Here is a 13,437-nt window from a genome sequence, read left to right as displayed (position 1 = left end):
TGTTCTGCGGGCAGCGACCGGTGAGGGAGAGGTGGTCCTACGCCTTCGGCGGCCTGAGCGCCTTCGGTGGGCGCGGTGTCTTTGGTGGGCGCGGGGTCTTCGGGGCCTTCGACTCAGAGGCGGCGCCTCCGAACCGGGGGAGCGCGATGCGCGAGCGAGCGGTCTGCACTCGCACCGGTCGCACCTTCGGTTCGAGCACGAGGGGGAACGACTCGGGGGCCGGCCCGAAGGCGTCCCGCGCACTGGTGACGACCTTGCGACCGAGCATGTGGTTGCCGGTACCGCCGATCACCGCGCCGATCCCGAACGGGATCGCCCGTCCGATGACGCTCGCCCCCTGGGTGGCCGCGAACCGTTTCACGAACACCCGCTTCACGCGGGCGCCGACCTGTCCCATCGCCGCCTGCGGAAGACTCTTCGTCACGAGCTCTCCCCAGAACCGCCCCCGGGACGGACCGACGCCAGCGGCCTGACCGGCGAGCTGCTTCACCAGGTCGGAGCCGGCAGTGCCGAGCATCATGGTCATCACGAGGGTTCGCGCGCGCTCCGGATCCTCGACCGCGATGCCGTGCACCTCGGTCACCGACTGGGCGAAGAGGGCGCTCGTCTCGAGGAAGCCCGCCGTCTCCACCCCGCTGAGGGCGAGCGAGATGCCGAAGCCGACGCCGGGGATCACGGCGCTCGCCCCGACGGCGGCGCCCCCGGTCGTGACCGCCGTGAGGTAGTGGCGCTCGAGGATGGTCACGATCTCCGCCGGCGTCGCGCCCGGATGCCGCTGCCGAACGCCCCGCACGTGGGCGAGCACGAGCGGGCGCTGCACCGAGAGCAGCCTGTCGATCCCCGCCTCCACCGGAGCGGGAGGGCGAGCGCCGAGGGGGAGCGTCACGGCGTGACTCCGTACTCATCGTTGTAGCGGTCGAGCACCTCGTCGATGGACGCGTCGAGCACGAGCGCGCCCTTGTCGAGGTACAGGCCCCTGGTGCAGAAGCGGCGCAGGTCTCTCTCGTTGTGGGACACGAAGAACAGGGTACGCCCGCCCGCCAAGAGCTCCTCGATGCGCCGGTAGCACTTCTCCCGGAAGCCCTTGTCGCCCACGGCGAGCACCTCGTCCACGAGCAGGATGGGCTCCTCGAGCCGCGAGATCACCGAGAACGCGATACGCACCTTCATGCCGCTCGACAGGTGCTTGTACGGGGTGTCGAGAAAGTCGCCGATCTCCGCGAACTCGATGATCTCATCGAACTGGGCGTCGATCTCGGCGCGCTTCATACCGTGCAGCCCGGCCGTGAGGTACACGTTGTCCCGCACCGTGAGGTCGTCGACGAAGCCCCCGGTGATCTCGATCAGCGGAGCGACACCGGCGTGCACGCCGATGCTGCCCTCGTCGGGGAACACCACCTCGGCCACGAGCTTGAGCAGGGTGGACTTGCCCTGCCCGTTGCGCCCGACCACGCCGATCGCCTCGCCCGGCGCGACGCTGAACGACACGTTGCGCAGCGCCCAGAACTCGCCGGGCCGGGCTCGGCGTTGGGAGCCGGCGAAGAGGTCCTTGAAGCTGCGGCGCGAACGGCGGTTGCGCTTGAACCGGATGCCGACATCCGAGACGGTGATCACGGGGGCCTTCACCGCCGTTGCGGGAGTGCTGAGATCCGTCACGTCAGATCTCCTTCAGCACGGTGGCGATGGTGCGGCGGAAGACGAGCAGGCCGATGCCGAGGATGGCCACGGAGATCACGGCGCTGATGCCCACGTCGAACCAGCTCAGCTCCTGCGGAAAGAACGCGGAGCGATAGAGGGACAGGATGCCGGACATCGGGTTGAACGCGGCGAAGGGGCGGAAGTCCTTCGGCACGTTCACGACGCCGTAGACCACCGGCGAGGCGTAGAACATGAAGCGCAGGCCCAGCTTTACCGCCCGCTCGAGGTCGCGGAAGAACACGACGAGCGGGGCGACGATGAGGCCGATGCCGAGGGTGAGCACGGCCTGCATCGCCACCGCGAGGGGAACGAGCAGCACCTCCCAGTGCAGCCGGGCCGGATCGGGGGTGCCGAGCGTGAGCAGGGCGAAGAACACGATCACGGGCAGGCTCACCACGAATTCGATGCCCTTGGAGAGCACGAGCCGGGCGACCCAGATCGTGCGCGGGATCTTCGTCGACCGGATGAGCTTGGCTTCCTTGGTGAACGCCCTGGTCGAGTCGGAGATGCTTCCGTTGAACCAGGTCCACGGCAGGAGAGCGGTGAGCAGAAACACGATGTACGGTTCGTGCCCGACCCCGCGGTGGAAGATCACGGTGAACACGAACCAGTAGATCGCCGCCATCACCAACGGGTCGAGGATCGACCAGAAGTAGCCGAGGAACGAGGTGGAGTAGCGCACCTTGAGGTCGCGCGTGGTCAGCAGCCACAACGAATGGCGGTAGCGCGCGAACGCCGACCGTGTCGGGCGTGCTTCAAGAGCTGCACTCACGCGATACGGGTCCCTAGAAATCAAGCACCCCCGCGCCTCGCACTAGACGAAGAGGTTTGCCCGCTCCAGGTCTTCCGCGAAGTCGATCTCTACGGCGTAGAGGTCGGAGATGTCTACCGGCTCAAATCGTAGCTTGTCCTGCTCGATGGCCAGCTCAATGCCGCGCTCGAAGTAGTCCTGGTCATCGACGCGGCCCAGCTGACGCAGCAGCGCCGCCTTGTCGGCGCGAGCGACGTAGTTGATGCCGACGGCCTCGCCCAGACCGCCCTTGACTGTCTTGGAGAGCTCGTTGATGTATCCCTCGGCGTCGACGGTGTACTTGACCTCTTCATCCGAGACGCGCTCGGTGTTGACCGACACGAAGGACTGGTCGCGAGCGACCATCTTCGCCGCCCGCTCGAGGGCCTCCGGGTCGAAGACGACGTCTCCGTTCATCCACAGGACGCCGCCCGCCGACGACGCGCGCAGCGCACGCATGAGGCTCTTGGAGGTGTTGGTCTGGTCGTACTGCTCGTTGTAGACGAACGAGGCGTTGGGGAAGGCCTCGATGATGTGCTCGAGCTTGTAGCCGACGACGATGGTGACCTTCGCGGTCTTGCCGAAGGCGTGGTGGATGTTGTCGAACTGCTGCTGCATGATGGTGCGGCCATCGTTGAGTGCGGTCAGCGGCTTGGGCAGCGAGCGGCCGAGACGGCTGCCCATTCCTGCGGCCAAGATGACGATCTGTGTGCTCACGATTGGTCTCCTCAATTGACTGTTGTCCGACTGGGGCGCGGTGTCAATACCGAAAAGGTTTACCGTCTGTTCATCCCCAGACACTTGTCTGGACACATCGTTGTGCTCGGGCAAGCCTACCCGGTAGCCCCCGATTCCGACAGGGAAGCTCCTGTGGATGTTCTCAATTCGTGACAGAACCCCCAGTCGACGCTCAGGCGCACAGGTGCCGTTGATACGGTTAGCAGGTGGATCCAGAACCCGAGAAGAAGCCAGATGCCGAGCCGGTTGATCTGGCGCGTGAGGCGACTCCGAGCGACGGCCCGATGGCGCCCGTGGCGCCCATTTCCGGCGCGCCTCGCGCCCCTCGGACGCCCAGGACGCCCCGTCAGCGCTCCACAGCCGGTTCCGCCGCCCGGGCGACGCCGTCGGCCAAGTCCTCGGAGGGGGAGGCCGTGACCGAACCTCCGTCCAAGGCGACCGGGTTCTCGTCGAGCACGAACGTACCGGCCGACCCTGATCGGGCGAATGCCGACCCGACGAGTGCTGAGCCGACGACTGACCAGCCGACCTCGGCATCCCGACCGGCCCGGCGGCCCAGTGCCCGCTCGACGAGCGCCGCGAAGGCTCCCCGGGCGGCTCCGGCAAAGCCGGCGCCCAGCGCGTCGGCTGCCACAGCCGCGCCGCCAGCCGCTGCTCCCGCATCAGACGATGCGGCGACGGAAGAGAAGCCCACACCGAGCGCCGCCGCGGCCCGCAAGCCCGCCGCACCGCGCCGGCCGGCAACGGCCAGGAAGCCGGTGGCGCCACGAGCCACCGCGTCCCGCGCGCCCGCCACACCGCGGAAGACAGCGTCGAGCGCCGCGACTCGCGCGGCCCAGGCGGCCCAGGCGGCCGAAGCATCCGAATCAGCGAAGGTGCAAGCGGACTCGGTCGCGACTCCCGCAGAAGCGCTCGACCCGCCCACAGTGACCGCGGAGACCCCGGTCGTCGACCCGCCGGTCGCCGTCGCGACCGCCGTGGTCGAGGAGCGGCTGGTCGATGCGCCGCTCGTGGAGGATCCGCTAGTGGAGGACCTCATCGTGGAGGATCCGGTCGTGGAGGACACGGTCGTCGAAGACCTCGTCGTCGAGGCACCGTTCGTCGCGCCGGCGCCGGCGCCGGCCAAGCGTCCCGTCACCAGAAAGCCGACGACGCCCGCCAAGACGCCCGCCAAGACGCCCGTCGAGGCGCCCACGAAGGCCACGACCAAGGCAGCGGCGCGCAAGCCCGTGCCGGAATCCGTCGACTCCCGCGTCGTGCTTGAGCTGCACGACCTCGTGAAGAGGTTCGGCGACACGGTGGCGGTGGACCATGTGAGCCTCTCGATTCCCACCGGGTCGATCTTCGGAATCGTCGGCCCGAACGGCGCAGGCAAGACCACCACGCTGTCCATGGTCACGGGGCTGCTGCGGCCGGGCGGCGGCACTATCGCGGTGCACGGCGCCGATGTCTGGACCGACCCCGTCGTCGCCAAGCGCAACATGGGAGTACTGCCCGACCGCCTGCGGCTCTTCGACCGGCTCACCGGCGGCCAGTTGCTCTACTACGCGGGAATCCTCCGTGGGCTCGACCCGCAGACGGTGAAGAAGCGGTCGGCCGATCTCGCCTCGGCCTTTGGCCTCGAAGACGCCCTCGACCGGCTCGTGGCCGACTATTCGGCCGGGATGACGAAGAAGGTCGCGCTCGCGTCGGCCATGATCCATTCTCCGCGGCTGCTCATCCTCGACGAACCATTCGAGTCGGTCGACCCGGTCTCGGCGGCGAACGTCACCGAGATCCTGCAGAACTATGCGGCGGCGGGGGGCACAGTCGTGCTCTCGAGCCACAGCATGGACCTAGTGCAGCGCATCTGCGACCACGTCGCCATCGTGGTCTCCGGTTCGGTGCTCGCTTCCGGAACCATGGACGAGGTTCGGGGCATCGGATCGCTCGAGGAACGCTTCGTGGAACTCGCCGGCGGACGCAAGACAGCGGAGGGCATGGAGTGGTTGCACAGTTTCTCGGACTGAAGCTTCGACTGCTCGCGAACATCTTTCGCCGCAGTCCCATGCAGGTGATCGGCATCGTGATCGGGCTCGCCTACGGTCTCGGCACCGCGGCACTCGCGGTGGTCGGCTTCCTCGCGCTGAGGTTCGCCGATGTCGGTTTCGCCACGAGCGTGTCCGTCACCCTCGGTTCGCTCATCGTGCTCGGCTTCCTGCTCGTGCCCCTCGCCTTCGGCACCGACGACACGCTCGACCCCCGCGCGTTCTCGCTCCTCGGGATGCCGACCACCCGGCTCGCGGCCGGCCTGGCGCTCTCCGCGCTCATCGGTGTGCCGGCCCTCGCGATCGCGATCATCGCGATTGCCCAGGTGTTCACCTGGACCCGAGACCCCTTCGCCGCGTTTCTCGCGCTGGTCGGGGCCGTCGTGATCGTGGCGACCTGCGTGCTCGGCGCGCGCGTGACCACGTCTGTTGCGGCGTTCCTTCTCGCCACTAGGCGCGCTCGCGAAGCCACCGGGCTCATTGCCCTGCTCGTGATCGTGTCGTTCTCTCCGGTGGTCGTGCTGCTGGCGACCGTCAACTGGGCGCGCGACGGGCTGCGGGTGCTCCGCTCCATCGCGTCGGTGGCCGGCTGGACGCCCCTGGGCGCCGTCTGGTCGGCGCCCGCAGAGGCGGCCGCGGGCCAGCCCTGGCTGGCGCTCGCCAAGCTCGCCATCGCCCTCGTCTTCCTGGGCGCCCTCTGGCTGGGCTGGCGCGCGCTCGTCGCGTGGATGCTCGTGACGCCGCAACGCGAGTCGCGCAAGAAGAACTACGCCGGGCTGGGCTGGTTCGACCGGATGCCGGGGACGCCGGCCGGAGCGATCGCCGCCCGCAGCATTACCTATTGGCTCCGCGACGCGAGGTACCACACGTCGCTCGTGGCCATCCCGGTGGCGCCCATCGTCTTCGTGGTGGCCCTCTCGGTGGCCGGCGTGCCGTGGAACGTGCTCGCCCTCATCCCGGTGCCGGCGATGTGCCTGTTCCTGTCCTGGTCGATCCACAACGACATCGCCTACGACAACACGGCGATCTGGCTGCACGTGGCCTCCAACGTGTCCGGGCAGGCGGACCGCCTCGGTCGGGTGGTGCCGGCGCTGTTGATCGGCGTGCCGCTCGTGTTCATCGGGTCGCCGATCGCCGCATCGCTGTATGGGGACTGGGCGGTGCTTCCGTCGCTCATCGGAGTGAGCTCGTGCATCCTGCTCGCCGGGCTCGGCTTCTCCAGTGTGATCTCGGCGCGCTTCCCGTACCCCTCGGTGCGACCGGGAGACAGCCCCTTCAACCAGCCGCAGGCCAGCGGAACCGCGGCGGGCCTCATCCAGTCGCTTTCCTTCTTCGCCGCCATCGTCGTCTCGGTGCCGACGCTCGCCTTCGCGGCGCTCGGACTGTTCGTGAACCCGGCCTGGCATGTCGGCTCGCTCGTGGCCGGCCTGCTGATCGGTCTCGCCGCTCTCGTGCTCGGCATCCTCGGGGGCGGGGCGATCTTCTCCCGCCGAGGGCCCGAGCTGTTGGCCTTCACGATGAAGAACTAAAATCGAAGCATGAGCGGTGACACACAGCAGGGCGGCGGCGGCACAGACACGCTTGACCGCGAACTCGAAGAGCTGCTGAACCAGGAGCAGGTGGAGGACGGCGACCACGATCGCTACTCGCACTACGTGCAAAAAAACAAGATCCTCAAATCGGCGCTGAGCGGCAAGCCGGTGATCGCGCTGTGCGGCAAGGTGTGGACGCCCGGGCGCGACCCGGAGAAGTTTCCGGTCTGCCCGACCTGCAAGGAGATCTACGAGTCGATGAAGGAGTAGCGCGCTACTCCCTCGCGCGGTGGCCTACTCGTAGCGGGTGGGAATCGCCGGGTCTCCGCGGCTGAGCCGGAACGCGTCGGCCGGCAGCTCGGCCATCGCCGACGCACGGTGCTCCCTGGCGAGGGCCGTGCCCGCGGCGCCCCGGTAGCGCTCGACCGGGGTTCCGGCGTTCATCAGGGGCACCAGGAGCGGCCGGTGCCGGCTGGTCGCCCTCTCCGGCTCGCCGACATGGATCACTTCGGCCGTCGCGCGACCCGCCTCGTCCAACTCCCGCACGGGAAACTTGCGGCCGCCGACGGTCGCCTTGTGCGCGGACCTCTTGGCCACGGAAAGCCACTCGCCGTCCGAGCCTTTTCGCGCCACGAGCTTGTAGACCATGCCGGCCGCGGGGGAACCCGAACCGGTGACGACGGAGGTGCCGACACCGTAGGAGTCGACCGGGGCGGCGCGCAGGGCGGCGATCGTGAACTCGTCGAGGTCGTTCGTCACGGTGATCCGTGTCTTCGTCGCCCCGAGGGCGTCGAGTTGCCTGCGCACGGCGGCCACCTGCTCGGGCAGGTCTCCGCTGTCGATACGCACGGCGCCGAGGCCCGTGCCTGCCACGCGGACGGCGAGATCGACGGCCGCCGGCACGTCGTAGGTGTCGACGAGCAACGTCGTTCCCGCGCCGAGGGCCGCGACCTGGGCGCGAAATGCGTCCTCCTCGGTGTCGTGCAGCAGGGTGAAGGAGTGCGCGGCCGTGCCCATGGTCGGGATGCCCCAGCTGCGGCCGGCCTCCAGGTTGCTCGTGGCGCCGAAACCCGCGATGAAGGCCGCGCGGGCAGCGGCCACGGCACTGCGCTCGCCCGTGCGCCGCGATCCCATCTCGGCGAGGGGCCGCCCGCTGGCCGCGGACACCATCCGTGCGGCCGCACTCGCGACGGCGCTGTCGTAGTTGAGCACGCTCAGTGCGAGGGTCTCGAGAAGAACCGCCTCGGCGAACGTGCCGTCGACGACGAGGATGGGGGAGCCCGGGAAGTAGAGCTCGCCCTCCTGGTAGCCCCAGATGTTGCCGGTGAAGCGGTAGTCGGCGAGCCAGTCGATGGCCTTGTCGTAGACGACCTCGTTGTCCCTCAGCCACTCCAGTTCGGCATCCGTGAACCGGAAGTCGGCGATGAGGTCGAGCAGCCGTCCCGTGCCGGCCACGACCCCGTAGCGGCGACCGCCCGGCAGATGCCGCGCGAACACCTCGAAGACGCATTCCCGTTCGTGGGTGCCGCTTCGGATGGCCGCATCGACCATGGTCAGCTCGTACTGGTCGGTCAGGAAGGAACTCACGGGGTGCGGAGCGCTGGTCACCGTTCCAGCCTAGCCAGAGCGGGTGCGTGGGCGCTGCCGTGCCGCCGCCGGCCAGCGGACGACGCCCGGTCGCGGCTAAACTCGACTCCCGTGGCTGATCCTCTGACAAACTCCGACGCCCCGATCGGGATCTTCGACTCCGGGGTCGGCGGCCTCACGGTCGCCCGGGCGATCATCGACCAGCTGCCGAACGAATCCATCCTCTATGTGGGGGACACCGCTCACTCGCCATACGGTCCGAAGCCGATTGCGGACGTGCGCCGCTACACCCTCGCCGTGCTCGACGACCTCGTCGCCCAGGGCGTCAAGATGCTCGTGATCGCCTGCAACACCGCGTCGTCGGCGATGCTGCGCGATGCCCGCGAGCGCTACACCCAGGCCCTCGGGATTCCGGTGGTCGAAGTGATCCAGCCTGCGGTGCGCGCCGCCGTGCGCCAGACGCGCAACGGTCGGGTCGGCGTGATCGGTACGGTCGGCACGATCGGTTCGAAGGCCTACGACGACGCGTTCGCGGCCGCCCCGCACCTCGACCTGTTCACCCAGGCCTGTCCGCGGTTTGTGGAGTTCGTGGAGGCCGGCGTCACGAGCGGCGCCGAGCTGTTCGATGTGGCCGAGCACTACCTCTCGCCGCTCAAGGCGGCCGGGATCGACACCCTCGTGCTCGGCTGCACCCACTATCCGCTCATGTCGGCGGCCATCCAGTACGTGATGGGGGAGGACGTGACCCTCGTCTCGAGTGCGGAGGAGACGGCCTTCGACGTGTACCGCACCCTCGTCAAGCACGGCATCCAGCGCACCGCGGCCGCGCCGCCCGTGCACGTCTACGAGGCCACCGGTGACAGCCAGGCCCAATTCACCTCGCTCGTGACCCGCTTCCTCGGACCGGCGGTGTCGACGGTCGACCTCGTCGAGACCGGCACCATCCACCTCCCAGCTAAGGACGCCATCGCATGAGCACCAGCCAGGCCACCGACACCGCACGCGGTCCCCGCAGCGACGGACGCGAACACGACGAGCTGCGCGCGATCACGATCGAGCGCGGCTGGAGCGACCAGGCCGAAGGCTCGGCGCTCATCTCGTTCGGCCGCACCAAGGTTCTCTGCACGGCATCCTTCACCAACGGCGTGCCGCGCTGGATGACCGGCAAGGGCAAGGGCTGGGTGACGGCCGAGTACTCGATGCTCCCGCGCTCCACCAACGACCGCATGGACCGGGAATCGGTGAAGGGCAAGATCGGCGGGCGCACCCACGAGATCTCCCGCCTGATCGGCCGGAGCCTGCGAGCGGTCGTCGACATGAAGTCCCTCGGCGAGAACACCATCGTGATCGACTGCGACGTGCTCCAGGCCGACGGCGGCACGCGCACCGCGGCCATCACCGGCGCCTATGTGGCGCTCGCCGACGCGCTCGAGTGGGGCCGTTCCAAGCGATTCATCGGCCAGAACGCCAAACCCCTCATCGACAGCGTGTCCGCCGTGTCGGTGGGCATCATCGACGGCGTTCCCATGCTCGACCTGGCCTATGTGGAAGACGTGCGGGCCGAGACCGACATGAACGTCGTCGTCACCGGCCGCGGCCTCTTCGTGGAGGTGCAGGGCACGGCCGAGGGGGCGCCGTTCGACCGCTCGGAGCTCAACGCGCTCCTCGACCTCGCCCTCGGCGGAGCCGCCGACCTGACGAGGCTCCAGGTGGAGACCCTGGGCCGATGACCACTCTGCCGACGACGAGCGTGCCGACGACGAGCGGGCCGACGGAGAGCGGGCCGGTGAAGCTCGTTCTGGCAACGCACAACGCCCACAAGGTCGTCGAGCTGCGCCGCATCCTCGGGGCGTCCCTCGACGGCATCGAACTCATCGCCTACGACGGACCGGAGCCGGTCGAGGATGGCGAGACCTTCGATGCGAACGCGCTGATCAAGGCGCGCGCGGCATCCGAGCACACCGGGCTCCCGGCGATCGCCGACGACTCTGGCATCGCCGTTGCCGCTCTCGGAGGAGCCCCCGGCATCAACTCCGCCCGCTACGCCGGCACCCGCAACGACGCGGACAACGTTCGGCTGCTTCTCGCCAACCTCGTCGGGCACGAGGAGCGCGGCGCCCAGTTCGTGTGCGCGGCCGCCCTCGTGGTGCCTGCGCCGGTCGGCGCTGTCGGCCCGGACGGGCCAGCGGAGGATGCCGCGAGTTTCGAGTGGGTGGAAACCGGGGTCTGGGCGGGGACCGTGCTGCACGAAGCGGTCGGCGGCGGCGGCTTCGGCTACGACCCGGTGTTCAAACCGGCCGGCTACAACGTCTCGTCCGCCGAGCTCCACGCCGACGAGAAGAACGCCATCAGCCACCGCGCCCGCGCGTTCGCGGCCCTCATGCCCGTCGTTCGGGAACGATTGGTGCCCTGAGCGGCGCGCGGCGCCGCTGAGGATTCGGGTGGGGCAATGAATCAGGCAGCGGTGCGCCCGGTGACACGAGGAGTGTGGCTCCTCGGACCGGCATTCGTGGCCGCCATCGCCTACGTCGACCCCGGCAACGTCGCCGCGAACCTCACCGGCGGTGCCCGCTACGGCTACCTTCTCGTCTGGGTGCTCGTGGCAGCCAATCTCATCGCCGCCCTCGTGCAATACCAGTCGGCCAAGCTCGGGCTCGTCACGGGGCGAACGATGCCCGAGCACCTGGGCGAGCGACTGCGCACGCCGGCGAGGATCGCCTTCTGGGGGCAGGCGGAGCTCGTCGCGGCCGCCACCGACATCGCCGAGGTGATCGGCGGCGCGATCGCGCTCAACCTGCTCTTCGGCCTGCCGCTCTTCGTCGGCGGCCTCATTGTCGGTGTGGTCTCGATGGCCCTTCTCGCGCTGCAGAGCCGGTACGGCCAGCGGCCGTTCGAGACCGTGATCATCGGCCTGCTCACGGTGATCGCGGTCGGCTTCCTCGCCGGACTGTTCATCAGCCCGCCGGACGGCCTCTCCGTGCTCGACGGCCTCATTCCGCGTTTCGACGGCACCGGATCGGTGCTGCTCGCGGCGAGCATGCTCGGCGCGACCGTCATGCCGCACGCGATCTACGTGCACTCCGCCCTCGCGCGAGACCGCCACGGGCGGGCCGGCACCGCGGACGATCGGGCGCGCCTGCTGCGTGCCACCAAGTGGGACGTGGTGATCGCGCTCGGCCTCGCCGGGGTGGTGAACATCGGGATGCTGCTGCTCGCCGCCGTCAACCTGCGAGACGTCGCCGGCACGGACACGATCGCGGGCGCGCACGCGGCGATCGGCTCGGCGCTCGGGCCGGGCATCGCCCTCGTCTTCGCGATCGGCCTTCTCGCCTCCGGCCTCGCGTCCACGTCCGTCGGCAGCTACGCCGGGGCGACAATCATGGCCGGTCTGATCAAGCGATCCATTCCGGTCTTCGTGCGGCGGGGGGTGACCCTGATCCCCGCGCTCATCGTGCTGGCCGTGGGGGTGAACCCGACCTGGGCGCTCGTGATCAGCCAGGTCTTCCTGAGCTTCGGCATCCCGTTCGCCCTCGTGCCGCTGCTCCGGCTCACCAACGATCCGGCGATCATGGGGGAGAGCGCCAACCGCCGGCCGGTGAAATGGGCGCTCGGCGTGGTGGTCGTTCTTGTCGTCGCGCTCAATCTCGCGCTCATCGTGCTCACCATTGCCGGGTAGGCGAGCGGCGAGCGCCCGCGCCGCGGGGTACCGTTGGAGTCGCCATGAACAACACTGACCCAGCTTCCGACGTTCCCCTCGACGACTCACCAGCCCACAGGATCGCGGTCGCCGTCGAGCGCTTCGGGGAGAAGAACGTCGCCGAGCGCGCGGCATCCCTGCTTCGCGGTGGCAACGAGGGCGAGGAATTCCTGCTCTGGGTGGGCGGCCGTCACGCGCAGGGCGTGCTCGACGGGGCACCGCCCCTGTACTGGCCGGAGGTCTGGGGCGCGCGCGCCCTCAACTACGTATGGGACGAGTCCTGCGAGTCCGCCGTGATCGCCGGGCTCTCCGACCGGGCCTGGCGCGTGCGCGAAATGTGCGCCCGCGTGTGCCTCGGGCGAAAGATCGGCGGACCTCAGTCCCTCTCGCCCCTGCTCTCCGACGAGAACGAGCGAGTTCGGATCGCCGGCGCCCGGGCCATCGCCGAGGTCGGGGACGCCGAGAACGCCCCGGCCCTCACGGCGATGCTGCGGGATCCGGAAAAGGAAGTGCGCCGGGCCGCGCAGCAGTCCCTCGTTCGCCTGGCGAAGCGGCTCGACCGGCCGCTCGCGTAGCCTCCGTCGCTACTCGGCCTTGCGGTCGAAGTACTTCGCGTCGATCGTGACGTCTGCGTCGGTCGGCAGTGCCGCCGGCTGGCGGCTGGCCCTCTTCGCCTTCACCGTCGACTGGATGTAGTGGTACACCGTGGGGATGAGGGTGAGCACGACGGCGGCGAGCAGGATCACGTCGATGTACTTCGACACGAATGCGGCGACCGGGGGAATGAAGCCGAGCAGGTACCCGCCGAAGGTGAGGCCGGCCGCCCAGATGACCGCGCCGATCAGGTTGTACATCGAATACTTGCGGTAGTTCATCTTGCCGATGCCGGCGGCGACCGGGGCGAAGGTACGCACGATCGGCACGAAACGGGCCAGCACGACGGCGAATCCGCCGAAACGCTCGAAGAATGCGTTGGTTCGCTTGACGTTCGCGACGCTGAAGAGTCCGGTCTCCTTGCGTTCGAAGATGCGCGGACCCGCCTTCTTGCCGATGAGGTAGCCGACCTCGCCGCCGAGGAAGGCGGCAAGTCCGATGGCCGGCACGACCAACCAGATCGGTATGCCGATTCCGGGGTGGAAGGCGAGGAGACCCGTGATGATGAGGAGCGTGTCACCCGGCAGCAGGAATCCGACAAGGAGTCCGGTCTCGGCGAAGATGATGAAGCAGACACCGACCAGCGCGTACGGCCCGAAGGCGTGGATCAGCGATACGGGGTCGAGCCAGGGGATGAGGCCGGAAGATAGCAAGGGGGAAAGCTCCAGTCGTCTGTACTAGACAGGGTAGCCGGTGAGCCGGTGGACGGGATGG

15 protein-coding genes are annotated in these 13,437 nt (G+C 68.9%); 8 read left to right on the top strand and 7 right to left on the bottom strand.

Translation table 11 applies throughout. The annotated features are described in order from the left end of the window. Positions 1–37: 37 nt before the first annotated feature. The 5 genes from VIM54_RS06220 to VIM54_RS06200 all read right to left on the bottom strand — a co-directional run bounded on the left by VIM54_RS06220 (position 38) and on the right by VIM54_RS06200 (position 4,265). On the bottom strand, positions 38–886 hold the full coding sequence (locus VIM54_RS06220) for a hypothetical protein (protein ID WP_331899897.1): 849 nt from the start codon (positions 884–886) through the stop codon (positions 38–40). Further along, on the bottom strand, positions 883–1,656 hold the full coding sequence (locus tag VIM54_RS06215) for an ABC transporter ATP-binding protein (protein ID WP_331899896.1): 774 nt from the start codon (positions 1,654–1,656) through the stop codon (positions 883–885). The genes VIM54_RS06220 and VIM54_RS06215 overlap by 4 nt, the downstream gene beginning before the upstream one ends. A gap of 1 nt (position 1,657) precedes the next feature. Next, a complete protein-coding gene (locus VIM54_RS06210) occupies positions 1,658–2,470 on the bottom strand; it encodes an ABC transporter permease (protein ID WP_331899895.1) in 813 nt (270 codons plus the stop codon). A gap of 42 nt (positions 2,471–2,512) precedes the next feature. Further along, the gene (locus tag VIM54_RS06205; RefSeq protein ID WP_331899894.1) at positions 2,513–3,205 is read right to left on the bottom strand and encodes a phosphocholine cytidylyltransferase family protein; all 693 of its coding nucleotides are present in this window, start codon (positions 3,203–3,205) and stop codon (positions 2,513–2,515) included. Between the two features lie 367 nt (positions 3,206–3,572). Next, positions 3,573–4,265, bottom strand: a complete 693-nt coding sequence (locus tag VIM54_RS06200; RefSeq protein ID WP_331899893.1) for a hypothetical protein — start codon at positions 4,263–4,265, stop codon at positions 3,573–3,575. Here VIM54_RS06200 and VIM54_RS06195 point away from each other — a divergent pair. From VIM54_RS06195 to VIM54_RS06185, 3 genes are read left to right on the top strand one after another with little or no spacing between them, the layout of a single operon-like run. After that, on the top strand, positions 4,252–5,235 hold the full coding sequence (locus VIM54_RS06195; protein WP_414673182.1) for an ABC transporter ATP-binding protein: 984 nt from the start codon (positions 4,252–4,254) through the stop codon (positions 5,233–5,235). The genes VIM54_RS06200 and VIM54_RS06195 overlap by 14 nt on opposite strands. Continuing rightward, complete coding sequence (locus tag VIM54_RS06190) at positions 5,211–6,782, top strand: hypothetical protein (protein WP_331899892.1); 1,572 nt, start codon at positions 5,211–5,213, stop codon at positions 6,780–6,782. Before VIM54_RS06195 ends, VIM54_RS06190 begins: the two co-directional genes overlap by 25 nt. A gap of 9 nt (positions 6,783–6,791) precedes the next feature. Further along, positions 6,792–7,055, top strand: a complete 264-nt coding sequence (locus VIM54_RS06185) for a DUF3039 domain-containing protein (protein WP_331899891.1) — start codon at positions 6,792–6,794, stop codon at positions 7,053–7,055. Between the two features lie 24 nt (positions 7,056–7,079). Here VIM54_RS06185 and VIM54_RS06180 read toward each other — a convergent pair whose 3' ends face one another. Then, positions 7,080–8,336, bottom strand: a complete 1,257-nt coding sequence (locus VIM54_RS06180; protein WP_414673184.1) for a nicotinate phosphoribosyltransferase — start codon at positions 8,334–8,336, stop codon at positions 7,080–7,082. A 147-nt stretch (positions 8,337–8,483) separates the two neighbouring features. On the opposite strand from VIM54_RS06180, the gene murI reads away from it, so the two are divergent. The 5 genes from murI to VIM54_RS06155 are packed head-to-tail and all read left to right on the top strand — an operon-like array spanning position 8,484 to position 12,644. Then, entirely contained in the window at positions 8,484–9,347 is an 864-nt protein-coding gene (murI, locus tag VIM54_RS06175; RefSeq protein ID WP_331899889.1) for a glutamate racemase, read from the top strand. After that, positions 9,344–10,102: a ribonuclease PH gene (gene rph, locus VIM54_RS06170; RefSeq protein WP_331899888.1), complete on the top strand. Its 759-nt coding sequence runs from the start codon at positions 9,344–9,346 to the stop codon at positions 10,100–10,102. Before murI ends, rph begins: the two co-directional genes overlap by 4 nt. Continuing rightward, positions 10,099–10,785, top strand: a complete 687-nt coding sequence (locus tag VIM54_RS06165; protein WP_331899887.1) for a non-canonical purine NTP pyrophosphatase — start codon at positions 10,099–10,101, stop codon at positions 10,783–10,785. The genes rph and VIM54_RS06165 overlap by 4 nt, the downstream gene beginning before the upstream one ends. 36 nt (positions 10,786–10,821) lie before the next feature. Continuing rightward, positions 10,822–12,048, top strand: a complete 1,227-nt coding sequence (locus tag VIM54_RS06160; RefSeq protein WP_331899886.1) for an Nramp family divalent metal transporter — start codon at positions 10,822–10,824, stop codon at positions 12,046–12,048. A 44-nt stretch (positions 12,049–12,092) separates the two neighbouring features. Then, on the top strand, positions 12,093–12,644 hold the full coding sequence (locus VIM54_RS06155; RefSeq protein WP_331899885.1) for a HEAT repeat domain-containing protein: 552 nt from the start codon (positions 12,093–12,095) through the stop codon (positions 12,642–12,644). 9 nt (positions 12,645–12,653) lie between these two features. On the opposite strand, the gene VIM54_RS06150 is transcribed toward VIM54_RS06155, so the two are convergent. Then, the gene (locus VIM54_RS06150; RefSeq protein ID WP_331899884.1) at positions 12,654–13,376 is read right to left on the bottom strand and encodes a DedA family protein; all 723 of its coding nucleotides are present in this window, start codon (positions 13,374–13,376) and stop codon (positions 12,654–12,656) included. Positions 13,377–13,437: the final 61 nt, after the last annotated feature.

The sequence above is a fragment of the Lacisediminihabitans sp. genome (assembly GCF_036569425.1).
Taxonomy (GTDB): Bacteria; Actinomycetota; Actinomycetes; order Actinomycetales; family Microbacteriaceae; genus Lacisediminihabitans.
This window is presented reverse-complemented; position numbering and strand designations above follow the sequence as displayed.

Excerpts from the sequence above, each read along its gene's own strand:
- VIM54_RS06160 (WP_331899886.1), top strand. The coding sequence starts at position 10,822 with ATGAATCAGGCAGCGGTGCGCCCGGTGACACGAGGAGTGTGGCTCCTC.
- VIM54_RS06185 (WP_331899891.1), top strand. The coding sequence starts at position 6,792 with ATGAGCGGTGACACACAGCAGGGCGGCGGCGGCACAGACACGCTTGAC.
- rph (WP_331899888.1), top strand. The coding sequence starts at position 9,344 with ATGAGCACCAGCCAGGCCACCGACACCGCACGCGGTCCCCGCAGCGAC.
- VIM54_RS06180 (WP_414673184.1), bottom strand. The coding sequence starts at position 8,336 with ATGGTCGATGCGGCCATCCGAAGCGGCACCCACGAACGGGAATGCGTC.
- VIM54_RS06200 (WP_331899893.1), bottom strand. The coding sequence starts at position 4,265 with ATGAGGTCCTCCACTAGCGGATCCTCCACGAGCGGCGCATCGACCAGC.
- VIM54_RS06165 (WP_331899887.1), top strand. The coding sequence starts at position 10,099 with ATGACCACTCTGCCGACGACGAGCGTGCCGACGACGAGCGGGCCGACG.
- VIM54_RS06155 (WP_331899885.1), top strand. The coding sequence starts at position 12,093 with ATGAACAACACTGACCCAGCTTCCGACGTTCCCCTCGACGACTCACCA.